The organism is Janthinobacterium sp. CG3, assembly GCF_000344615.1.
Lineage (GTDB): Bacteria > Pseudomonadota > Gammaproteobacteria > Burkholderiales > Burkholderiaceae_D > Janthinobacterium.
The window spans coordinates 3,787,129-3,809,450 of record NZ_KB467824.1 but is presented as its reverse complement, the minus strand read 5'-3'; the positions used below and the strand labels follow the sequence as shown (position 1 = coordinate 3,809,450).

Sequence of the window (22,322 nt, the reverse complement as noted above, 5' to 3'; positions counted from 1 at the left end):
TGCTTTACTTCTTCCAGATTGAGCCGTCTGCCGCCAAAGGGTGCAATTCCCGGGGCAGATGGTTTTACAAGTTATGCCTGATGACCATAGCAAATTGGTACCACCCCTTCCCATCCCGAACAGGACCGTGAAACAATTTTGCGCCGATGATAGTGCTGCAACCAGTGTGAAAGTAGGTTATCGTCAGGCTTGTTATATTAAAAAACCCCACCAGCCCCAGCGCGCTCAAGATCGCGCTGGGCGCCGGTGGGGTTTTTTTCCGTCCGCGTTTTTGTCGGCGTTAAACCAGAAGCAAACCTGGGGTCAGACCCCGGCCCTTGCTTTTGGTTTGGCTTCGCAGATGTAAAAAAAGCCCTTCTAGCTAACGAAGGGCTTGGTCCGCTACTGATTCGGCTTACTTCAAACGCCCCAGACGATATCGTTGCCGTTGGCGCTGGCCGAACGCAGCATTTCCATCAGCGGAAAGGCGCGGGCGCCGAAATCCACCCGCTGTACCTTGGCTTCTTCCAGCTTGTCGTCATCTTCTTTTTCCCCCGCGCCGGTATCGGCCGCAGGCTCCTGGCGCTGGCGGCTTGCCACGACTTCTTGCTCCAGCGTCGCCATTGCGCCTGCCGCTTCCGCCGCGGTGATAATGCCGCGCGCCGGGCTCTTATGCAGCAGGTCCAGGATGGGTTGCGCGTTGTCTTGCAACATCAGCACGTCGGCCGACGATTTGGATTTGAAAGTGATCAACATAAGTGCTTTCTGAAACTGTTATTTAGTTTGCCAACAATATCACGTTCGCCTGTTTCAGCTTTAGCGGTGGCGCTTCAAACGTGCGGCCGCCGTTTCAGTGCAGTTTGACCGAACTCATGAAGGTTTCGACGCTGTCGCGATCAAGGTGTTTTTCCTTGCCCAGCACGATGATTTGATAGACGCGCTTATCTTGGGCCGCAAAGCGCCCGACCAGCAGCATGGGCGTGCCGTTTTGCATGCCATTCGCTTCAATCTCAATCGATGATTTCTGGCTGGATGCACCGTTGCTGCTGCTGGCCGCCGACGATGCCTTTTCGCTTTTCACGGTGCCGCCGATGTTCTTGACCATCGCCGTTTTCATTGCCGCCAGCGCGGCCTTGGCCTTGGCGGCGTCGGCCATGTCGGCGCTGCCGATGGCAAAGGTGGTGCCGTCGATCTCGGCGGCGGTCATGGTCATGTTCGCTTTCACTCCGTTGAGGTCCACTTCGCGGGTGAAGCTTGCCGGTTTGGCGGGAAAGAGGGCGGAATAGCTCGCGTCCGGGCTGCGGTAGTCGCGCCAGTCGAATTTAGGGCTGCAGGCTGACAAGACGCAGGCGGCAACTAGGGTGCCCAGCACGGTGGGGATGGTTTTTTTTAGCATGGGCAAATGGTAGCAGCCGGGCCGGCGCGAGGCAATCGCGCACGCGCCGCTGTCAGCGTTCGCGCAAGGCGCGGCGATATTGGATCGCTTCGGCGACGTGCTGCGGCGCGATGGCCGGCGCGCCGGCCAGGTCGGCGATGCTGCGCGCCACCTTCAGCACGCGGTGGTAGGCGCGCGCCGACCAGCGCAGCCGCAGCATCGCCGTGCGCAGCAATTGTTCGCCTTCGTCGTCGAGCTGGCAATGCCGGTCGATTTCGCGCGCCACCAGGTGCTGGTTGGCTTTGCCCTGGCGCGCCAGTTGCAGCTGGAACGCCAGCGCGACGCGCTGGGCGACATCGGCCGAGCTTTCACCGTCGGCCGCCGCGCTCAGCGAGGCGGGCGGCATGGCCGCCACTTCGATCTGCATGTCGATGCGGTCGAGCAGGGGGCCGGAAATGCGGCCCTGGTAGCGCAGCACGGATTCGGTTGTGCAACGGCAGCGGTCCGACTGGCCCAGGAAGCCGCAGGGGCAGGGGTTCATCGCCGCGATCAGTTGGAAGCGCGCCGGAAAGTCGGACTGGTGCGCCGCGCGCGAAATGGTGATGCGACCGGATTCCAGCGGCTGGCGCAACACCTCCAGCACGCGCCGGTCGAATTCTGGCAGTTCGTCGAGAAACAGAATGCCGCAATGGGCCAGCGAAATTTCACCCGGACGCGGCACGCTGCCGCCGCCGACCAGGGCGACGCCGGACGCGGTGTGGTGCGGCGCGCGGAATGGCCGGCGCTTCCAGTTGCCGGCGTTGAAGCCGCCCGTCAGCGATTGCACGGCGGCCGATTCGAGCGCCTCCTCGTCCGTCATCGGCGGCAATAAGCCGCCAAAGCGCAGCGCCAACATGGTCTTGCCGGCGCCCGGCGGGCCGATCAGGATGATGCTGTGGGCGCCGGCGGCCGCCACCTCCAGCGCGCGCTTGGCCTGGCGCTGGCCTTTCACGTCGGCGAAGTCGGGGTAGGCGAACTGCGTGTCCGGCAGGCGGGCGCTGTGGCGTTGCAGCGCGGCGGCCGGATCGCGCGCGGCGAAGTGCGCGCACACCTGTAGCAGCGTGCTGGCGGGGTAAATGGCGGCGTCCGTGACCAGCGCCGCCTCGTCGGCGTTGGCCAGCGGCAGGATGAAGGCGCGCGGTTTGCCGTCGGCGCTGCGCTGCATGGCGAAGGTCATCGCCAGCGCGCCGCGGATGGGCCGCAGTTGGCCCGACAGCGATAGTTCGCCGGCGAATTCGTATTGGTTCAGGCGCCCGCCCGGGATCTGGCCGGAGGCGGCCAGAATGCCCAACGCGATCGGCAGGTCGAAGCGCCCCGATTCCTTCGGCAGGTCGGCCGGGGCGAGGTTGACGGTGATGCGCCGGTTCGGCATGTCGAAGCCGCCGTTTTGCAGCGCCGCGCGGACCCGGTCGCGCGATTCCTTCACTTCGGTATCGGGCAGGCCAACGATGGTAAACGACGGCAAGCCGTTGGCCAGGTGGACTTCGACGTTCACTTCAGGCGCGTCCATACCGGCCAGGGCGCGGCTTTTCAACACGGCGAGGCTCATGGTTTTCCTTGCGGCTGGGGATCGGCGTTACTGGGATCGTAAGGGGTTTTGCAGGGGGCGCTTTGAGGGCGACCAAACCTGGCGTGTATAGACGGCTGGAGCGGGGAGGGCTGTGACCAAACGCGTTAGGCTGGAGCCGGGTTTTGTAGGTCGGGTTTGCCCGCCAGGGCGCAACCCGACAACGTCGTTGGCCTGGAGCAGCGCGTCTCGCTTCGGCCAACATTGTCGGATTAGGCTTCGCTAATCCGACCTACGACACGCTAACTTAACGCTATGCGGGGCTTACGCGTCTTTCGACAGGACCGGCGGCAGGCGCGCTTCCAGTTCGGCCACGCGCGTTTCCAGCGCGTCGAGTTTGGCGCGGGTCTTGGCCAGCACTTGCGCCTGGATGTCGAATTCCTCGCGCGTCACCAGGTCGAGCTTGGAAAACCCCTGGGTCATCATCGATTTGACGTTCTTTTCGATGTCTTTGGCCGGCGAGTTTTCTATCGCTTGGTTGATCTTGCTCTGCAAGTCGGTGAAGAAGTTGTTCATATCCATGGGTATCCTTTGTGGCTGGCAGGCGCGTCGCACCATTGCGGTGCGCCCCCGGCGTTAAATTGGTGCGGGTCTGGCTAATGTGATAACGCGGCACGCTTGCGGTTCTGTGCGACCTGGCGAAAACGGGGCACGCCAGGGTTGAAATGTCCATAACGGGCAGCGGCGGCTGCTGGCACGCATTCTGCTAATGAGGTTACTGACAGCATTTTGCGCCTCATCCCAGATTTTAAACCCCAACCGCCATTAAAGTTCAATCAAAAGGAAATCGTTATGAAAAACCTGACCACGAACCTGACTCTAGCTGCCGCGTTGACCCTTGCAATGAGCGCCATCGGGACCGTGGCCCACGCCGAAGATGCTGCGACGCCGGAGCACGCCGTCAGTTACAACGTGGCCGTGACCAGCGATTACCGTTTCCGCGGCGTCTCGCAAACCCGCTTGCAGCCGGCGCTGCAGGGCGGCGCCGACTACGTCAACAATCCAACCGGCCTGTACGCCGGCGTGTGGGCGTCGAACATCAAATGGATCAAGGACGCGAAGGGCGACAGCGATATCGAGATTGACCTGTATGGCGGCAAGCGCGGTGAAATCGCCAAGGACGTCAGCTACGACATCGGCGGCCTGTACTACTTCTACCCGTCGAACGACCTGAACCCGAGCGCCAACACCTTCGAGGTCTACGGCCAACTCGGTTTCGGTCCGGCCTACGCCAAATACTCGGTGTCGACGACGAATTTGTTCGGCTTTTCCGACAGCAAACAAAGCGGCTACTTCGACATCGGCCTGAACTACGACGTCGCCCAAGGATATATGTTGAATCTGCACGCCGGCCACCAGGAAGTCAGACACAACGGTGCGGCCAGCTATAACGACTACAAAATCGGCGTGACCAAGGACTTCGGCGTCGTCACCGTCGCGCTGGCCGCGGTCAAGGCCGATATCGAGGTGCCCGCGCCGAACGGCAAAAACACGGCTAAAACCGGTCTCGTCCTGACCGTTTCCAAAACTTTCTAAGCGAGGCCAGCATGAAAATGATCACCGCCATTATCAAACCGTTCAAACTCGACGAGGTGCGCGAAGCCTTGTCGGCGATTAACGTGCAAGGCATCACGGTTACCGAAGTAAAAGGTTTCGGCCGCCAAAAAGGACATACCGAGCTGTATCGCGGCGCCGAATACGTCGTCGATTTCCTTCCTAAAACCAAAATCGAAGCGGCCGTCGACGACGCCATCGTCGACCAGGCGATTGAAGCCATCGAGACCGCGGCCCGTACCGGCAAGATCGGCGACGGCAAAATCTTCGTGTATAACCTGGAACAAGTCATCCGTATCCGCACCGGTGAAACCGGCAACGAAGCACTCTAAGGCAAGGGGAATATAGATGAATAAAAATATAACAAAATGGCTAGCCGGGGTTGCTGTCCTGTTTGCTTGCAGCGTCGCGATCCCGAGCTTTGCCGCCGACGAGACCGCTGCAAAAGTTGAACCGGTGGCCACGGCCGCCGTGGCCGCGCCGGCTGCCGCGCCAGCTGCGGAGCCCGCCTCCGCGCCGGTTGCCGCCGCCGCAGCCGCACCGGCAGCCGCCGCGGCGGCACCGGCCGCCCCTGCCGCGCCGGCCGCCGCACCCGTCGCCAACAAGGGCGACACCGCCTGGATGATGGTGGCGACCTTGCTGGTGATCCTGATGACCATTCCCGGCCTGGCGCTGTTCTACGGCGGCCTGGTGCGCGCGAAAAACATGCTGTCGGTGCTGATGCAAGTGTTCATGGTCTTCGCCCTGATCATCGTGCTGTGGTGCCTGTACGGCTACTCGCTGGCGTTCACCGAGGGCGGCTCGTTCTTTGGTGGTTTCGGCCGCCTGTTCCTGAACGGCATCTGGGATCCGGCCGCCGGCACCTTCGCCTCGGCCGCCACCTTCAGCAAGGGTGTCGTCATTCCCGAATTCGTGTTTGTCGCGTTCCAGGGCACGTTCGCCGCCATTACCTGCGGCCTGATCGTCGGCGCCTTCGCCGAGCGCGCCAAGTTCGCCGCCGTGCTGGCCTTCGTGGTGTTGTGGTTCACCTTCTCCTACCTGCCGGTGGCCCATATGGTCTGGTTCTGGACCGGCCCCGACGCGATCAAAGACGCCGCCACGCTGGCCGCCGAAACGGCCAAGGCCGGTTGGATCTGGAAAAAAGGCGCGCTCGACTTCGCCGGCGGCACCGTGGTGCATATCAACGCCGCCGTGGCCGGCCTGGTCGGCGCGATCATGATCGGCAAGCGCGTCGGTTACGGCCGCGAATCGATGGCGCCGCACTCGCTGACCATGACCATGGTCGGCGCCTCGCTGCTGTGGGTCGGCTGGTTCGGTTTCAACGCCGGCTCGGCGCTGGAAGCGAACGACATCGCCGGCCTGGCCTTCATCAACACCTTGCTGGCCACCGCCGCGGCCACCGTGTCGTGGGTGTTCGGCGAGTGGATCTCCAAAGGCAAGCCATCGATGCTCGGTGGCGCCTCCGGCGCCGTCGCCGGCCTGGTGGCGATCACCCCGGCCTGCGGCTACGTCGGGCCGATGGGCGCATTGTTCATGGGCTTGCTCGCTGGTATGATCTGCCTGTGGGGTGTGAATGGTTTGAAACGCCTGATCGGCGCCGACGACTCGCTGGACGTGTTCGGCGTGCATGGCGTCGGCGGTATCCTGGGGGCCTTGCTGACCGGCGTGTTTGCCGCGCCACAACTGGGCGGCCAGGGCGTGTTCGACTACGTCGCCAACAAGATGTCGGCCGACGCTTATTCGATCGGCAACCAGGTCTGGATCCAGGCGCAGGCGGTCGGCACCACGATCGTCTGGTCGGCGCTGGTTTCGGTCATCGCCTACAAGCTGGTCGACGTGGTCATCGGCCTGCGCGTGCCGGAAGAAGAGGAGCGCGAAGGCCTGGACATCACCAGCCACGGCGAGTCCGCTTACCATTCCTGATTGTCGATTGTGCACGTGCCCGCGCAAGCGGGCCGGCCAAGGCGCCCCCAGCGGGCGCCTTTTTGCATTGCGGGACTTTAAAACAAGGGTTTTGCCCCGATTTGGGGTACTTGCACGGTAATATAGACAGCGCTATGTGCTTTTTTGATGCCGGCACATAATTTAAGGATGTCACCATGGTTCCCCACCTCGTCACGGCCCTGACCGGACCTCTGCTCGACCTTGAAAAGAAAATCCTGGCCGCGACGCCGGCCATTGAGCGCTGGTTCCGCATGGAGTGGCAAGAGCACACGCCGCCGTTTTATTGCTCGGTCGATTTGCGCAACGCCGGCTACAAGCTGGCCCCGGTCGACACCAATCTGTTCCCCGGCGGCTTCAACAACCTGGCCACCGAAATGCTGCCGCTGTCGGTGCAGGCGGCCATGGCGGCGATCGACAAGTATTGCCCCGACGCGCGCAACCTGTTGATGATCCCGGAGAGCCATACCCGCAATCCCTTCTACCTGCAAAACGTCGCGCGCCTGATGCAAATCTTCCGCCAGACCGGGCTGCACGTGCGCCTGGGCACGCTGGACCCGGAAATCACCCAGCCGACGCCGTTGGCTCTGCCGGACGGCAACATGCTGGTGATCGAGCCGCTGGTGCGCCTGAACAACGGCCGGCGCCTGGGCTTGAAGGATTTCGATCCCTGCACGATTTTGCTGAACAACGACTTGTCGGCCGGTATCCCGGATATCTTGCAAAACATTCACGAGCAAAGCCTGCTGCCGCCGCTGCACGCGGGCTGGGCGGTGCGCCGCAAGAGTAACCACTTCGCCGCCTACGACGAGGTGGCGAAGAAATTCGGCAAGATGATCGACGTCGACCCGTGGATGCTGAACCCCTTCCACAGCAAATGCAGCGACATCAATTTCCAGGAAGGCGAGGGCGAGGATTGCCTGGCGGCCAACGTGGACGTGCTGCTGGCGAAGATCCGCAAGAAGTACAAGGAATACGGCATCAAGGAAAAGCCTTTCGTCATCGTCAAGCCGGACGCCGGCACCTACGGCATGGGCATCATGACGGTGAAGGACGCCAGCGAGGTGCGCGACCTGACCCGCAAGCAGCGCAACAAGATGTCCGTCATCAAGGACGGCAAGGTGGTCACCGACGTCATTATCCAAGAGGGCGTGCCGACCTTCGAGAGCATCAAGGAGGCGGTGGCCGAGCCGGTGGTGTACATGATCGACCGCTACGTGGTGGGCGGCTTCTACCGCGTGCACGCCGAGCGCGGCGTCGACCAGAACCTGAACGCGCCCGGTTCGCAGTTCGTGCCGCTGGCGTTCGCGCAGCAGCACGCGGTGCCGGATTTGAAGGCCAAGCCGGGCACCGCCGCGCCGAACCGCTTCTATGTCTACGGCGTGGTGGCGCGGCTGGCGCTGCTGGCGGCGTCGCTGGAGATGGAGCGCACCGATCCGAATCCGGAAGTCTACTGAACCGTAGGCGCGAGCCCGGCTCCGCGCCCCCGGTTTGGCGGCGGCGGCCGGCGCGTGGCCGCAAAGCGGGCTCGACCGGACCGGCGCCGCCAATCTCGGCTAGAATCAGGCATTACCTCATTTGGACCCGACCATGAAAATCGCATTCCTCGCCGATCCGCTGGCAGGCTTTAAGACTTACAAAGACACCACCTACGCGATGATGGTCGAAGCGTCCCGCCGCGGCCACGCGGTGTACGCGTTCGAGCAGAAGGACATGGCGCTCGACGAGGGCGTGGTCAGCGCCAACGTCGCGCGCATCACCCTGACCGGCGAGGCCGACGACTGGTTCCGCGCCGACCTGCGCCACGAGACCCCGCTGGGCGAGTTCGACGCCATCATCGAACGCAAGGACCCGCCCTTCGACATGGAGTACGTCTACGGCACCTATCTGCTGGAGCTGGCCGAGAAGCAGGGCGCGCACGTCTTCAACAAGCCGTCGGCGATCCGCGACAACAATGAAAAACTGTCGATCGCGCAGTTTTCGCAGTTCACCTCGCCGACCCTGGTCACTTCCAGCGAGGCGCGCCTGCGCGCCTTCCACGCGCGCCACCAGGACGTCATCTTCAAGCCGCTCGACGGCATGGGCGGCACCGGCATCTTCCGCGTCAAGTCCGACGCCCTGAACCTGGGCGCGATCATCGAGACGCTGAGCGACAACGGCGCCCGCACCATCATGGCGCAGCGCTTCATCCCGGAGATCGCCAAGGGCGACAAGCGCATCCTGGTCATCGGCGGCAAGCCGGTGCCGTTTTCGCTGGCGCGCATCCCGCAGGGCGGCGAAGTGCGCGGCAACCTGGCCGCCGGCGGCGTCGGCGTGGCGCAGCCCTTGACGGCGCGCGACCTGGAAATCGCCGAAACGCTGGGGCCGATACTGGCGGCGCGCGGCCTGATGCTGGTAGGATTGGACGTGATCGGCGACTACCTCACCGAAATCAACGTCACCAGCCCGACCTGCTTCCAAGAGATCGGGCAGCAGACCGGTTTCGACGTCGCCGCGATGTTCATCGACGCCGTCGAGCGCGGCGTGGCGGGGCGCTGAGATGGTCGGCATTCTGCTGATGACGCACGCGCCGCTGGGCCAGGCCTTCGTGGCCGCCTGCGCCCACGTGTTCCGCGGCCCGACCGAGCGCCTGGAGGCGATTGACGTCACCGCCGACCAGGACCTGCTGGAGGTGCAGGCGCTGGCGCAGGAAGCCATCCGCCGCCTCGACGACGGCAGCGGCGTGCTGGTCATGACCGACATCAAGGGCGGCACGCCGGCCAACTGCTGCAACAAGCTGCACGACGTCGGCCAGGTCGAGGTGATCGCCGGCATCAGCCTGCCGATGCTGCTGCGCGCCATCACCTACCGCCGCGACACGCTCGACGTGGTGGTGGAGATGGCGCTGGCCGGCGCGCAAAGCGGCGCGGTAAGGGTCGACAACCGCATCCGCGTCGGCGAGAATTAGGGGGGGGGGGGCCGAGGGGCAAGCCCCCGGAGTGAAAGTAGCGCCTTATAACTGCGACTGAGACAATATAAAAATGATTCAACAAGAACTCGAAATCATCAACAAGCTGGGTCTGCACGCGCGTGCCTCGGCCAAGTTCACGCAACTGGCCGCCAAGTTCCAGAGCGATGTCTGGCTGACCCGCAACTCGCGCCGCATCAACGCCAAGTCCATCATGGGGGTGATGATGCTGGCCGCCGGCAAGGGCGCCAAGGTGACGCTGGAGGCCGAGGGCGCGGACGAGGGTCCCTGCGTCGCCGCCCTCGCCGCGCTGATCAACGACAGGTTCGGCGAAGGCGAGTAATGCCTTCCGACCGCAGCCACACCCGCATCCCGACAGGTCCGCCGATGGCGTCCTTCACCTTGCACGGCATTCCGGTCTCGCGCGGCATCGCCATCGGCCGCGCCCACCTGCTGGCGCCGGCCGCGCTCGACGTCAAGCACTACCTGGTCGCCGAGGAGCTGCTGGAGGCCGAGGTGCGCCGCCTGCGGCACGCGCTGGCCGAGGTGCACAAGGAATTGCAGACGCTGTGGAACGAGCTGCCGAAGGACGCCCCGACCGAACTGGGCGCCTTCATCGACGTGCACGCGCTGATCCTCTCGGACCCGCTCATATCCGAGGCGCCGCTGGACATCATCCGCTCGCGCCACTACAACGCCGAGTGGGCCCTGCTGACGCAGATCGACGAGCTATCGGCGCAGTTCGACGAGATCGAAGACCCCTACCTGCGCGAGCGCAAGGCCGACATCCAGCAGGTGGCCGAGCGCGTCCTCAAGGTGCTGTTGGGCAGCGAGCCGCTGCCGTCGGCCAGGGCCGGCGACGACCCGTTCCAGGCGCAGATGATCGTCGTCGCCCACGACATTTCGCCGGCCGACATGCTGCAGTTCCGCGACCGCTCCTTCATCGGCTTCGTCACCGACGTCGGTGGCCAGAACTCGCACACGGCGATCGTCGCGCGCAGCCTCGACATACCGGCCGCGGTCGGCATGTCGCAGGCCTCGACGCTGATCGAGCAGGACGACTGGCTGATCATCGACGGCGACGCCGGCGTCGTCATCGCCAACCCCAGCGCGCTGGTGCTGGATCAGTACCGCGAGCGGCAGAACGCCATGCAGCGCGCCCGCAAGAAGCTCAACAAGCTGAAGAAAACCCCGGCCGTGACCAGGTGCGGCACGCCGATCACGCTGCTGGCCAACATCGAGCTGCCGGACGACTGCGCGGTGGCGATGGAGTCCGGCGCCAGCGGCATCGGCCTGTTCCGCTCGGAGTTCCTGTTCATGGGGCGCGGCCACAAGATCCCGTCCGAGGACGAGCAGTTCGAGGCCTACCGCCAGACGGTGGTGTCGATGAAGGGCCGGCCGGTGACCATCCGCACGCTCGACATCGGCGCCGACAAGCCGCTCGACCAGTCCGACCACACCGCGCTGAACCCGGCGCTGGGGCTGCGGGCGATCCGCTACTGCCTGGCCGAGCCGCAGATCTTCCTGACCCAGTTGCGGGCGATCCTGCGCGCCTCGGCCTTCGGCAAGGTGCGCATCCTGATCCCGATGCTGGCGCACGCCTTCGAGATCGACCAGTCGCTGGCGATGATCGCCCAGGCCAAGGCCGAGCTGCGCGAGGCCAACATCAAGTTCGACGCCGACGTCGACGTCGGCGCCATGATCGAGATCCCGGCGGCGGCGCTGGCGCTGCCGATGTTCGTCAAGCGCATGGACTTCCTGTCGATCGGCACCAACGACCTGATCCAGTACACGCTGGCGATCGACCGGGTCGACTACGAGGTCGCGCACCTGTACAACCCGCTCCACCCGGCGGTGCTGCAACTGATCTCGATGACCATCACGGCCGGCCACAAGGCCGGCATCGACGTCGCCGTCTGCGGCGAGATGGCGGGCGACGTCAAGCTCACGCGCCTGCTGCTGGGCATGGGCCTGCGCGAATTCTCGATGCATCCGGCGCAGCTGCTGGCGGTCAAGCAGGAAATCCTCAACAGCGACCTGGGCCTGATTACGCCGCGCACGCGGAAAATTTTGCGCTCGATGGAGCCAAATGTCATCGCCGAGGCGGTCCGCCAGTTGCAGGTGATGTAAGATTGCCATGCGGAGCCCGGGCGCCGGGCTCCGCGGCGGCGCCCCGGCCTTTCTTTCCACCCCATTTTTAACGTTGACAAGTACAAGCACATGGCCTCCATTGGAATCGTATCGCCGCAGACTATGCAGTTTGCGCAACCACTGCTGCTGCAAAGCGGAGCCACGCTGCACGACTACATGTTGATGTTCGAAACCTATGGCACCCTCAACGCCGACAAGTCGAACGCCGTGCTGGTGTGCCACGCGCTGAACGCCTCGCACCACGTGGCCGGGGTCTACGCCGACCAGCCGAAAAGCCTCGGCTGGTGGGACAACATGGTCGGCCCCGGCAAGCCGCTCGACACCGACAAGTTCTTCGTCATCGGCGTCAACAACCTCGGCTCCTGCTTCGGCTCGACCGGGCCGATGCACAGCAACCCGGCCACCGGCAAACCCTACGGCGCCGCCTTCCCGGTGGTGACGGTGGAGGACTGGGTGGTGTCGCAGTCGCGCCTGGCCGACGCCCTCGGCATCGACCAGTTCGCCGCCGTCATGGGCGGCTCGCTGGGCGGCATGCAGGCGCTGGCCTGGAGCATCATGTTCCCGGCGCGGCTGCGCCACTGCGTCGTCATCGCCTCCACCGCCAAGCTGTCGGCGCAGAACATCGCCTTCAACGACGTCGCCCGCCAGGCCATCCTGTCGGACCCGGACTACCACGGCGGCGACTTCTACGCCCACGGCGTGGTGCCGAAGAACGGCCTGCGGGTGGCGCGCATGGTCGGCCACATCACCTACCTGTCGAACGACGACATGGCCGAAAAATTCGGCCGCAAGCTGCGCGACGCCGCCCAGACCGGCAACTACAAGTTCGGCTTCGGCATCGACTTCGAGATCGAGTCCTACCTGCGCTACCAGGGCGACAAGTTCTCCGAGTACTTCGACGCCAACACCTACCTGTTGATCACCAAGGCGCTCGACTACTTCGACCCGGCGCGCGCCCACGACGGCGACCTGGCGGCGGCGCTGGCGCACACCCGGGCCAAGTTCTTCCTGGCCTCGTTCTCGACCGACTGGCGCTTTTCGCCCGAGCGCAGCCGCGAAATCGTCCAGGCGCTGGTGAGCAACCGGCGCCAGGTGACCTACGCCGAAATCGACGCGCCGCACGGCCACGACGCCTTCCTGCTGGAGGACCAGCGCTACATGAACATGGTGCGCGCCTATTACGAGCAGGTCTGGGCCGAAGGCGCCGCCCCGCCGCACACCGCACCGACCGCCAAGCACGGCAACAAGGAATACGCATGAACTTCGACGACTTGAGCGCGCTGCGCCCCGACCTCGCCTTTATCGCCCACTGGGTGCCGAACAAGGCCCACGTGCTCGACGTCGGCTGCGGCGACGGCGTCATGCTGCAGTACCTGCAAAGCGACAAGGCCTGCAGCGGCTACGGCATCGAAATCGCCGACGACAAGGTGCTCGCCAGCACCCGCCGCGGCGTCAACGTGATCCAGCAGGACATGGAGAAGGGCCTGGCCGTGTTCGGCGACAACAGCTTCGACACGGTGTTGTGCCTGTCCTCGCTGCAGATGATGAAGCACGTCGAGGACCTGCTGCGCGACATCGTGCGGGTCGGCGCCGAGGCCATCGTCTCCTTCCCCAACTTCGCCTACTGGCCGCACCGCGCCGCGCTGCTGCGCGGGCGCATGCCGGTGTCGAAATCGCTGCCCTACCAGTGGTACGACACGCCCAACCTGCGCTGCGCCACCATCTCCGACTTCGAGGAACTGGCCAACCAGGTCGGCCTGGAGGTGCTCGAATGCGTCGCGCTGGGCGCCGACGGCAAGCCGGTGACCTTCCTGCCCAGCCTGCGCGGCAGCATGGCGGTGTTCCGGCTGCGTAAAAAAGCGCTCCACTGATGTCGCGGCGGACCAAGGGCGCGGCGTGGCGGGACTACCTGAACACGCGCATGCTGACGGTGCTGGTGCTTGGTTTCAGCTCGGGCCTGCCGCTGTTCATCCTGCTGTACCTGCTGCAGGCGTGGCTGGCCAAGTCCGGCCTGAACGTCAAGGCGCTGGGCTTGTTCGCGCTGGTGCAGTTCCCCTACATCTGGAAATTCCTGTGGGCGCCGCTGATGGACCGCTTCAGCTTTGGCTCGCTGGGGCGGCGCCGCGGCTGGATGGCGCTGACCCAGGCCGCGCTGTTCGTGGCGATCGGCTGCATGGGCATGCTCGACCCGCTGACCCAGATCGGCCCGATCGCGCTGGCGGCCGCCGGCGTGGCCTTCCTGTCGGCCAGCCAGGACATCGTCATCGACGCCTACCGCCGCGAGATCCTCTCCGACAACGAGCAGGGCCTGGGCGCCGCCGTCATCGTCAACGCCTACAAGGTGTCCGGCATGGTGCCGGGCGCGCTGGCGCTGGTGCTGGCCGACCGCATGCCGTGGCAGCCGGTGTTCTGGATCACGGCGGCGTTCATGCTGCCGGGGCTGCTGTGCACGCTGCTGATCAAGGAGCCGGCCGTCTACGGCGCGCCGCCGAAGACGATGAAGGACGCCATCATCCTGCCGTTCAAGGAATTCATCGCCCGCGACGGCTGGCGCCACGCCCTGTGGATACTCGCCTTCGTGCTGCTGTATAAGATCGGCGACAGCATGGCCACCGCGCTGGCCACCAAGTTCTACCTCGACCTCGGTTTCACGATGACGCAGATCGGCCTGGCCGCCAACACCACCGGCTTCTGGGCCAGCCTGGCCGGCGGCGTGGTCGGCGGCGTCTGGATGGTCAAGCTGGGCATCAACCGCGGCCTGTGGGTGTTCGGCGCCTTGCAGGCGGTGGCCATCCTCGGCTTCGCCTGGCTGGCCCAGGCCGGCGCCAACACCGTCTTACTCAGCGCGGTGATCGGCTTCGAGGCCTTCGCCAGCCTGGGCCTGGGCGCGGCCGCCTTCGTCGCCTTCCTGTCGCGCAGCACCGACCCGCGCTACACCGCCACCCAATACGCGCTGTTCACCAGCCTGGCGGCGGTGCCGCGCACCTTCATCAATTCATCGGTAGGCTATATCGTCGCTGAAACCGGCTGGTTCACGTTCTTTATCGTGTGCTTCGTTTTGGCGTTTCCTGCGATGATGATGCTACCTAAAATCGCACCATGGAACGAAAAAAAATGATCGCATTAAAACGTCTGACGGTTCTCTTGAGCCTTTCCGCCTGCGCCGGTTTGGCGCTGGGCGAGCAAGCGCCGTCCGTACAGGACGGTATCGAAGTCAAGCCGCTGTCGAGGTGGCGCAATCTGCAGGACCAGCAGGAAGTGGACCAGCAGGCGCAAAGCCAGTACGCCGAGATGATGGACGAGGCGCAGCAAAAGGGCGCGCTGGTCGACGCCGCGCATCCGCAGGTGAAGCGCCTGCGCGCCATCGCCGCGCGCCTGACGCCGTACGCGCCGCGCTGGAACGAGCAATCGGCGCAGTGGAAATGGGAAGTCAACCTGCTCAACTCGCCGCAGGTGAACGCCTTCTGCATGCCGGGCGGGCGCATCGCGTTCTACAGCGGCATCCTGACGACGCTCAAGCTGAGCGACGACGAGGTGGCGGTGGTCATGGGCCATGAAATCGCCCACGCGTTGCGCGAGCACGGCCGCGCCCAGGCCGCCAAAACCAACGCCACCTCGATCGGCAGCCGCTTGCTCGGCGCCGGCGCGGCGGCCCTGTTCGGCGTCGACCCGCGCATCACCGGCACCGTCGCCGACATGGCGGCCAAGGGTTTGAGCCTGCATTACTCGCGCGACGACGAGCGCGAAGCCGACCTGGTCGGGCTGGACCTGGCCGCGCGCGCCGGCTTCGACCCGCGCGCCGGCATCGTGCTGTGGCAAAAAATGGGCTCGCTGAACAAGAGCGCGCCGCCGGCCTTCATGTCGACCCATCCGTCCGGCGCCGACCGCATCGACATCATGCAGAGCCACATGGGCCAGGTGTTGCCGCTGTACGCGCGCAGCAAGGGCGTCAGCGTTGAGAAACTGCCGGCCTACCGCAGCAGCGCGATCGCCAGCAAATAATGGCGCGGCCAGCGTGACGCCGCGCAAGGAGGCGCCGCGGCCGGCGCCGCTGCCGGTGCGCGACGGCGTCGCGCCCAGCTACCTGTGGCTGCCCGAAGGCGGCTGGGCCGACATGCTCAGCTTCCTGGTCGAACGCTTCCCGCTGGTAACAAGGGCGGAGTGGGGCGAGCGCATGGCGCGCGGCGAGGTCGTCAGCGGCGACGGCGTCGCGCTGCAGCCGGGCAGCCAGTTCCGCCGCGGCATGCGCATCTTTTACTACCGCGAGCTGGGGCGCGAAACCCCGATCCCGTTCGAGGAGCGCATCCTGTTCCAGGACGAGCACCTGGTCGTCGTCGACAAGCCGCATTTCCTGCCGATGATACCCAGCGGGCGCTTCCTGCGCGAGACGCTGCTGGTGCGCCTGAAGAAAAAGCTGGCGCTGGACGACCTGAGCCCGATCCACCGGCTCGACCGCGAGACCGCCGGCGTGGTGGTTTTTTCCAGCCGGCAAGCCAGTCGCGGCGCCTACCAGTCGCTGTTCCAACGGCGCGAGGTCAGCAAGGTCTACGAGGCGCTGGCGGCGCCGCTGGCGGGGCGCGACTACCCCTTCGTCCACCGCAGCCGCATGGTTGAAGGCGAGCCCTTCTTCCGCATGCGGGAGGTGGCCGGCGAGGCGAATTCGGAAACCGAGGTCGACGTTATCGAAGCGCGCGGCGCCGCAGCGCTATACCGGCTGCGCCCGCACACCGGCCGCAAGCACCAGTTGCGCGTGCACATGGCGGCGCTGGGCGTGCCCATCATTAACGACGCCTTCTATCCGGTGGCGCTGCCGTGCAAGGAGGACGACGTCTCGGCGCCGCTGCAACTGCTGGCGCGGGCGATTTCGTTCACCGATCCGCTGACGGGCGAATGGCGCCAATTTGAAAGCGGCAGGACGCTCGACCTGGACGCGTTCGCCTGAACCGCGCCGCCCGGGCTAGCCGTGCGGTAATGCCGCCGGCTAAGCCGGCCTACGACAACGCTTATATCGAATAGTCGATCGTCAACGGCGCGTGGTCGGAAAAGCGCTCGTCCTTGTAGATCGCCACGGTCTTGGCCTGCGCCGCGATGCCGGGCGTGGCGACGTGGTAGTCGATGCGCCAGCCGACGTTCTTGGCCCAGGCCTGGCCGCGGTTGCTCCACCAGGTGTATTGCTCCTCGCGCTTGTCGAGGCCGCGGTGCACGTCGACGAAGCCGACTTCGTCGAAGACCCGCGTCAGCCAGGCGCGCTCTTCCGGCAGGAAACCGGAATTCTTCTTGTTGCCCTTCCAATTCTTCAAGTCGATCTCGTTGTGGGCGATGTTCCAGTCGCCGCAGATGACCACTTCGCGGCCCTCGGCCTTGAGTTGCAGCAGGTGCGGCAGGAACAATGCCATGAAGCGGAACTTGGCTTCCTGGCGCTCCGGCGAGGACGAGCCGGACGGGCAATACACGGAAATCACCGACAGGGTGCCGAAATCGCAGCGCACGTAGCGGCCCTCGGCGTCGAACTCCGGGCTGCCGAAGCCGATGTGGACGGCGTCGGGCGCCAGTTTGCTATAGACGCCGGTGCCGGAATAGCCTTTCTTCTCGGCGTAGTGGAAATGGCCGTGGTAGTTGCCGGGGTTGAGGAACTCGGGCGTCATGTCGGGCAGTTGCGCCTTCAACTCTTGCACGCAGATGAAGTCGGCCGACTGCGCCGCCATCCAGGTGAAGAAGCCTTTTTTGGACGCCGAACGGATGCCGTTCAAGTTGGCGGAAATGATTTTTGGCATAGATAGGGGGGGGAAGAGGGCGGGCCGGCGCGCAACCGGCCTGCGGGATTGATTGTCGCGCCGGGGCGCGCGGATTAAAATACAGTCACTTTTAATAAATGAGGCCATCGTGAACAATTTACGTCAACAGTTTATCGCGTTTTCAGTGTCGACGGGCGTGTTGCGCTTCGGCGACTTCACCACGAAGGCCGGGCGCCAGTCGCCGTACTTCTTCAACGCCGGCCTGTTCCACGACGGCGCCACGCTGGCGCAACTGGCGCAGTTCTACGCCCAGACCCTGCTCGACTCCGGCGTTGAATTCGACATGCTGTTCGGTCCGGCCTACAAGGGCATCACGCTGGCCTCGGCCACCGCCGTGGCGCTGGCCGGCAAGGGCCGCAACACCTCGTTCGCCTTCAACCGCAAGGAAGCCAAGGACCACGGCGAGGGCGGCACCATCGTCGGCGCCAAGCTGCAGGGCAAGGTCGTCATCATCGACGACGTCATCTCGGCCGGCACCTCGGTGCGCGAGTCGGTCGACATGATCCGCGCCGCCGGCGCCGAACCGTGCGCCGTGCTGATCGCGCTGGACCGCATGGAGCGCTCGGGCAAGGACGGCGAACTGTCGCCGAGCTCGGCGGTGCAAGAGGTCAGCAAGGCCTACGGCATCCCGGTCATCTCGATCGGCAACCTCGACGACCTGTTCGCCTACCTGAACGGCGCCGGCGCCGACCCCGGGCTGCTGCAATACAAGGACGCGGTGGCGGCCTACCGCGGCCGCTACGGCATCTAAACCGGAGCCGCCTGCGAGCGACTCGATCCCGGCTTACCTTGTTCCTTGATCTTTTGTGCGTCGCCGCCTCATGGCGGCGCCGATTTAGGTTAAGCTGCAACCATGTCATATATACAATGCGAAGGCGGTCACATGAGATTTTCCGAGGATAAGCTGGCGCTGCTCACATGCAGCGATCTGGTCGCGCGGCACATCCATATCTGGCAGCCGGAGCAGCCGCGCGCGGTGATCCTGGCAATCCACGGCGGCATGGCGCACGCCGGCGACTATGTGACGCCGGCGCTGTATTTCCGCGCCCATGGCATCGCCACGGTGAGTTTCGACATGTGCGGCCACGACGGCAAGAAGCGGGTCGACATTCCCGGCTTCGACAGTTTCCTCGACGACGCCGAGCTGTTCTTGCAATGGGTCAAGCGCCACTATCCGGGCCTGCCGATCTTCGTCATGGGGCATTCGATGGGTGCGCTGATCGCCACCCACCTGGGCCTGGCGCGCTTCGCCGGCGACGCCGACATCAAGGGCTTCATCCTGTCCTCGCCGTACTACGTGAACGCGATCAAGGTGCCGAAGGTGTTGCTGCTGCTATCCGATTTCCTCGCCAGGGTGTTTCCGACCATGAAGGTGCCGCTCGGTTCCCTGACCGAGGTGCTGACGCACGACCGCGGCATCATCGCGCGCCATGTCGCCGACGAAAAGGACAACGTCCGCGCCACCGAGGTGACGGTGCGTTTCGCCGCCGCGCTGACGTCGGCCCAGTCCGGGCTGGCCAGCCGCTTGCCGGCCTGGCGCTTTCCGGTGTTCGGCGTGGTCGCCGGCGACGACAAGCTGGCCGACGCCGCCGCGTCGCAGGCGATGCTGGCGTCGATCTCGCCGGCGCTGCTGGAATACCATTTTTATCCGGATAATTACCACGAGAATTTCAACGAACTCAACCGGGACAAGATCTTTGGCCAGATCTTGCACTGGCTGGACGGCTTGCTGGAAGCCCCGCGCGGCAGCCAGCCGTAAGGCCCGGCCAGCGCCGTTTAAGCGGCGCTGGCCTGGGCGGCCTAGGCACGATGGCGGATGGGCAGCGGCGCGCAGCTGCGTATAATCAATTGCTTCCTCCGCCGCCATGGAAGCACGCCGATGTCCGCCCCTCAAAACCGGCCCAGCGCCGACCCGCCCGCCAACACGCAGGCGTGCCACTCCCTGTTTGAAGACCTCCAAGCCTTGCTTACCGGCACGCTGGTGGTGGCGCTCGGCATCGCCATGTACAAGAAGGCCGGCCTGCTGACCGGCGGCGTGACCGGCGTGGCCTTCCTGTCGCATTACGCCAGCGGCATCAATTTCGGCCTGCTGCTGGTCGGCATCAACCTGCCGTTTTATGTCTTCGCGCTCAAGCGCATGGGGCTGGCGTTCACCGTCAAGAGCCTGCTCGCGCTGGCGCTGGTGGCCTTGTTTACCGAGTATTCGTCGGCGCTGCTGCGCTTCGAGTGGCTGCACCCGGTGGTGGCCGGCGTCGTCGGCGGCATGCTGATGGGCGTGGGCATGTTGATCCTGTTCCGCCACAAAGCCAGCCTGGGCGGCTTTAGCGTGCTCGCCCTGTATCTGCAGGAAACGCGCGGCTGGCGCGCCGGCAAGGTGCAGATGGCGCTCGATTGCGCCATCCTGCTCGGTTCGGCTTTTGTCGTCGAGCCTATGATGATCGCGATCTCCATCCTGGGCGCGGTGGTGCTGAACTTGTCGCTGGCGACCAACCACAAGCATGGCAGGTATATGGCGGCGTAGGTCGGGCCGGCAACGCTGAAATCAAGCAAAGGGGTCAGACCCTGGGGGGGCTGGCCCCGGGGTTACGCCCTTGGTTTTAACGATTTCAGCGCCGCAGCCGCGTCATTTAACGGCATCAAGCTCAGACCGCGACAACACGGCCCTCGCCGGCGCTGCGCAGGGCCGCCTCGATCAGGCGTATCGTCGCCAGCGCGTCTTGCGCCGCCACCGGCGCCGGGGCGCCGTTGCGGATGGCGTCGGCCATGCCCTGGTAGAAGTGTTGATAGCAGCCGTCGGCCATCGGCAGGTGCCGGGCCTGGCCGTCGGCGGCGTCGGCCAGGTGCAGCGCGCCGTGCACCGGGTCGCGGCCCCAGCCGGGCTGGCCCGGGCGGCCGCCGGCTTTCAAGGCGTCTTCCTGCGGGTCCAGGCCGAATTTGACGAAGCTGCCCTTGTCGCCGTGCACGGCGAAGCGCGCCGTCGGCGCGTTGACCAGGCAGCCCGCCTGCAGCACCACGCGCAGGCGTTCGTAATACAGCACCAGGTGGAAGTAGTCGACCGCGGCGGCGCCGTCGCGCAGCAGCGCGATGTCGGCGTACAGCCGCTGCGGCGGGCCGAACAGTTGCAAGGCCTGGTCGAGCATGTGCGGGCCGAGGTCGTACAGCAGGCCGCCGCCCGGCGCGGCCGATTCGCGCCAGCGCTGTTTGATGTCGGGGCGGAAACGGTCGAAGTGCGATTCAAAGCTCGTCACGCGGCCCAGCGTGCCTTGCGCCAGCAGCGCCTTCAAGCTCAGGAAGTCGGCGTCCCAGCGGCGGTTATGGTACACGCTGAGCACGCGCCCGGCCGCCTTGGCGCAGGCGATCAGCGTCTCGGCCTCGGCGCTGGTGAGGGTGAAGGGCTTGTCGACCACCACGTGCTTGCCCGCCAGCAGGGCGGCGTGCGCCAGGCTGAAGTGCGCCTCGTTCGGCGCCGCGATGACCACCAGTTCTATCGACGCGTCGGCGAACAGTTGCGCCGCGTCGGCGTACACGGTGGCGGCCGGCCAATCCTTGTGGACCAGCTCGGGCTTGCTGGAGGCGACCGCGGTCAGTTCCAGCGTCTCGACGGCCGTCAATACCGGGGCGTGGAAGGTCGAGCCGGCAAAGCCGTAGCCAACCAAACCAGTTTTTATTTTTTGCATGGGATTCTCGCGGCGGGTGGACGGTCCATGATGATACCCGTTCGCCGCCGGCGGCGCAGGGCGCTACACCGGGGACAGACCACGATTTCCGGGAAAGCTTTCCGGGAAATCGTGGTCTGTCCCCGGTTTGCTCGTGTCGCGAGAAAGCTTTGTCGAAAATCTTGGTCTGTCCCCGCGTTCGCCGGTGTCGGGAAATCTGACAGGGGGCGGCTGCGCTACCGGGCAGGCCGGGCCGTGGCGCCGCGCGCACCGGCGCGGCGGCGTCTGGCCCGATATATGCATGAACCTTCTTACTTTCCAATGGGGGTGGTCATGATGAATTTTCGTTGCGGATGGGGCGGGCTGGCGCTCGCGGCAAGCCTGGGCGCCGCGCCGGTCGCGCAGGCGGCGCCGCTCAAGGTGCTCTGGTACAGCTATGCCGACCAGGCGTCGGAATACAAGGAAAAAATCTCGCTGCTGGCCGATTCGGTACAGACTTTGCCCAGCGGGACGGGACAGGCCTGGAACCTGACGTATTTCGGGCCCGGCAGCGCGGCGCCGAATTTTTCACGGTACGATGTGTTGGTGGTGCAAAGCGGCGAGGCCTTCCGCACCGGCGCGCCGGGCGCTCCGAACGCGCGGCCTGACTATAGCGGCATTCTGGGCAACAAGGCGGCGATCGCCTCCGCCCGCGGCGACCGCACCTTCCTGACCGGCGCCGATTCCGACTTCCACGCCGTGCGCGGCGACACCGGCAACATCGCCTTTCCGGCGAAATGCTCGCCGAGCATCACGGCGCCCGCGTGCTGGGACGGCGCGCTGGGCCACTCGGTCAACGCCGTCAACTGGGCCGGCAACGGCAACGGCATGGGCGTGGTGTCGTTCTTGGACGGCGAGTTTCCCGGTTCGTTCTGGTGGACCAAGCAGGACTCCTTCCTGCGCCAGGAACTGCTCGGCAATGTCGGCTACGGCGGCCACGACCAGCACGCGCTGTTCGACGCCCGCGGCGCGGCCCTGCCGCTCAATGCCGGCCTGAGCTCGCAGGGCTTGTCGAACTGGAACTTGTCCTTCCACGCCTTCTTCAAGGACAGCACGCCGGGTTACACGCAGGTGGTCGATTCCACCGCGCTGCCGGGCTGGGCGCTGGCGATCGCCACCTCGGGCACGGCAGCGGGGGCGCGGAGCGCGCCGGTGATGCTGCCGCAGGTTGACGAGCCCGCCATGCCGCTGATGCTGGCGCTGGGGCTGGCCACGCTCGGCGTCATCCGGCGGCGCCGGGGCCGGAGCGTGGCGCCGCATTGAAGCCTGGAGGGCCGGT

Annotated in this window: 23 protein-coding genes and 1 rRNA gene; 18 read left to right on the top strand and 6 right to left on the bottom strand. The window is 65.3% G+C overall.

Annotated elements, in window-relative coordinates; translation table 11 throughout:
* Positions 1–76: 76 nt before the first annotated feature.
* A 5S ribosomal RNA gene (gene rrf / locus JANGC3_RS0116800) occupies positions 77–189 on the top strand.
* A 210-nt stretch (positions 190–399) separates the two neighbouring features.
* On the opposite strand, the gene JANGC3_RS0116795 is transcribed toward rrf, so the two are convergent.
* The 4 genes from JANGC3_RS0116795 to JANGC3_RS0116780 all read right to left on the bottom strand — a co-directional run bounded on the left by JANGC3_RS0116795 (position 400) and on the right by JANGC3_RS0116780 (position 3,482).
* Positions 400–735, bottom strand: a complete 336-nt coding sequence (locus JANGC3_RS0116795) for a DUF1840 domain-containing protein (protein ID WP_017877656.1) — start codon at positions 733–735, stop codon at positions 400–402.
* 94 nt (positions 736–829) lie between these two features.
* A complete protein-coding gene (locus tag JANGC3_RS0116790) occupies positions 830–1,375 on the bottom strand; it encodes a hypothetical protein (protein WP_017877655.1) in 546 nt (181 codons plus the stop codon).
* Between the two features lie 52 nt (positions 1,376–1,427).
* Entirely contained in the window at positions 1,428–2,942 is a 1,515-nt protein-coding gene (locus tag JANGC3_RS0116785) for a YifB family Mg chelatase-like AAA ATPase (RefSeq protein ID WP_017877654.1), read from the bottom strand.
* Between the two features lie 282 nt (positions 2,943–3,224).
* Positions 3,225–3,482, bottom strand: a complete 258-nt coding sequence (locus JANGC3_RS0116780; RefSeq protein WP_017877653.1) for an accessory factor UbiK family protein — start codon at positions 3,480–3,482, stop codon at positions 3,225–3,227.
* Between the two features lie 270 nt (positions 3,483–3,752).
* Between JANGC3_RS0116780 and JANGC3_RS0116775 the strand changes: the two genes are divergently transcribed.
* The 13 genes from JANGC3_RS0116775 (at position 3,753) to JANGC3_RS0116715 (ending at position 16,495) form a co-directional block, all read left to right on the top strand.
* Complete coding sequence (locus tag JANGC3_RS0116775; RefSeq protein ID WP_026133096.1) at positions 3,753–4,496, top strand: TorF family putative porin; 744 nt, start codon at positions 3,753–3,755, stop codon at positions 4,494–4,496.
* An 11-nt stretch (positions 4,497–4,507) separates the two neighbouring features.
* Positions 4,508–4,846, top strand: coding sequence for a P-II family nitrogen regulator (locus tag JANGC3_RS0116770; RefSeq protein ID WP_017877651.1), 339 nt, complete (start codon positions 4,508–4,510; stop codon positions 4,844–4,846).
* 16 nt (positions 4,847–4,862) lie between these two features.
* The gene (locus JANGC3_RS0116765; RefSeq protein WP_026133095.1) at positions 4,863–6,437 is read left to right on the top strand and encodes an ammonium transporter; all 1,575 of its coding nucleotides are present in this window, start codon (positions 4,863–4,865) and stop codon (positions 6,435–6,437) included.
* Positions 6,438–6,613: 176 nt separating this feature from the next.
* The gene (gshA, locus tag JANGC3_RS0116760) at positions 6,614–7,912 is read left to right on the top strand and encodes a glutamate--cysteine ligase (RefSeq protein ID WP_017877649.1); all 1,299 of its coding nucleotides are present in this window, start codon (positions 6,614–6,616) and stop codon (positions 7,910–7,912) included.
* 133 nt (positions 7,913–8,045) lie between these two features.
* Entirely contained in the window at positions 8,046–8,993 is a 948-nt protein-coding gene (gene gshB / locus JANGC3_RS0116755) for a glutathione synthase (RefSeq protein WP_017877648.1), read from the top strand.
* A 1-nt stretch (position 8,994) separates the two neighbouring features.
* Positions 8,995–9,402 (top strand): PTS sugar transporter subunit IIA, encoded by a 408-nt coding sequence (locus tag JANGC3_RS0116750; protein ID WP_017877647.1) that lies wholly within the window; start codon positions 8,995–8,997, stop codon positions 9,400–9,402.
* Between the two features lie 73 nt (positions 9,403–9,475).
* Entirely contained in the window at positions 9,476–9,745 is a 270-nt protein-coding gene (locus JANGC3_RS0116745) for an HPr family phosphocarrier protein (RefSeq protein ID WP_017877646.1), read from the top strand.
* Positions 9,746–9,789: 44 nt separating this feature from the next.
* A complete protein-coding gene (gene ptsP / locus JANGC3_RS0116740) occupies positions 9,790–11,532 on the top strand; it encodes a phosphoenolpyruvate--protein phosphotransferase (RefSeq protein WP_017877645.1) in 1,743 nt (580 codons plus the stop codon).
* A 90-nt stretch (positions 11,533–11,622) separates the two neighbouring features.
* Complete coding sequence (gene metX, locus JANGC3_RS0116735; RefSeq protein WP_081611889.1) at positions 11,623–12,813, top strand: homoserine O-succinyltransferase MetX; 1,191 nt, start codon at positions 11,623–11,625, stop codon at positions 12,811–12,813.
* On the top strand, positions 12,810–13,424 hold the full coding sequence (gene metW / locus JANGC3_RS0116730; RefSeq protein ID WP_017877643.1) for a methionine biosynthesis protein MetW: 615 nt from the start codon (positions 12,810–12,812) through the stop codon (positions 13,422–13,424). Before metX ends, metW begins: the two co-directional genes overlap by 4 nt.
* Positions 13,424–14,671 carry an AmpG family muropeptide MFS transporter gene (locus JANGC3_RS0116725; RefSeq protein ID WP_017877642.1) on the top strand — a complete coding sequence of 416 codons (1,248 nt, stop codon included), beginning with the start codon at positions 13,424–13,426 and terminating at the stop codon, positions 14,669–14,671. The genes metW and JANGC3_RS0116725 overlap by 1 nt, the downstream gene beginning before the upstream one ends.
* Positions 14,668–15,555 carry a M48 family metallopeptidase gene (locus JANGC3_RS0116720; RefSeq protein ID WP_026133094.1) on the top strand — a complete coding sequence of 296 codons (888 nt, stop codon included), beginning with the start codon at positions 14,668–14,670 and terminating at the stop codon, positions 15,553–15,555. The genes JANGC3_RS0116725 and JANGC3_RS0116720 overlap by 4 nt, the downstream gene beginning before the upstream one ends.
* A 13-nt stretch (positions 15,556–15,568) precedes the next feature.
* Positions 15,569–16,495, top strand: a complete 927-nt coding sequence (locus tag JANGC3_RS0116715; protein WP_017877640.1) for a pseudouridine synthase — start codon at positions 15,569–15,571, stop codon at positions 16,493–16,495.
* A 61-nt stretch (positions 16,496–16,556) separates the two neighbouring features.
* Here the strand turns inward: JANGC3_RS0116715 and JANGC3_RS0116710 are convergent, their stop codons facing one another.
* Positions 16,557–17,327, bottom strand: coding sequence for an exodeoxyribonuclease III (locus JANGC3_RS0116710; RefSeq protein WP_017877639.1), 771 nt, complete (start codon positions 17,325–17,327; stop codon positions 16,557–16,559).
* Between the two features lie 109 nt (positions 17,328–17,436).
* Between JANGC3_RS0116710 and pyrE the strand changes: the two genes are divergently transcribed.
* The 3 genes from pyrE to JANGC3_RS0116695 all read left to right on the top strand — a co-directional run bounded on the left by pyrE (position 17,437) and on the right by JANGC3_RS0116695 (position 19,869).
* Positions 17,437–18,099 (top strand): orotate phosphoribosyltransferase, encoded by a 663-nt coding sequence (gene pyrE, locus JANGC3_RS0116705; protein ID WP_026133093.1) that lies wholly within the window; start codon positions 17,437–17,439, stop codon positions 18,097–18,099.
* A 132-nt stretch (positions 18,100–18,231) separates the two neighbouring features.
* Positions 18,232–19,107 (top strand): alpha/beta fold hydrolase, encoded by an 876-nt coding sequence (locus tag JANGC3_RS0116700; RefSeq protein ID WP_017877637.1) that lies wholly within the window; start codon positions 18,232–18,234, stop codon positions 19,105–19,107.
* A 120-nt stretch (positions 19,108–19,227) separates the two neighbouring features.
* Positions 19,228–19,869: a YitT family protein gene (locus JANGC3_RS0116695; RefSeq protein ID WP_017877636.1), complete on the top strand. Its 642-nt coding sequence runs from the start codon at positions 19,228–19,230 to the stop codon at positions 19,867–19,869.
* A gap of 121 nt (positions 19,870–19,990) precedes the next feature.
* On the opposite strand, the gene JANGC3_RS0116690 is transcribed toward JANGC3_RS0116695, so the two are convergent.
* Positions 19,991–21,025, bottom strand: coding sequence for an oxidoreductase (locus JANGC3_RS0116690; protein WP_017877635.1), 1,035 nt, complete (start codon positions 21,023–21,025; stop codon positions 19,991–19,993).
* Between the two features lie 312 nt (positions 21,026–21,337).
* Here JANGC3_RS0116690 and JANGC3_RS0116685 point away from each other — a divergent pair, with 312 nt between their 5' ends.
* On the top strand, positions 21,338–22,306 hold the full coding sequence (locus JANGC3_RS0116685) for a hypothetical protein (protein ID WP_035788765.1): 969 nt from the start codon (positions 21,338–21,340) through the stop codon (positions 22,304–22,306).
* The last annotated feature ends 16 nt before the right edge of the window (positions 22,307–22,322 follow it).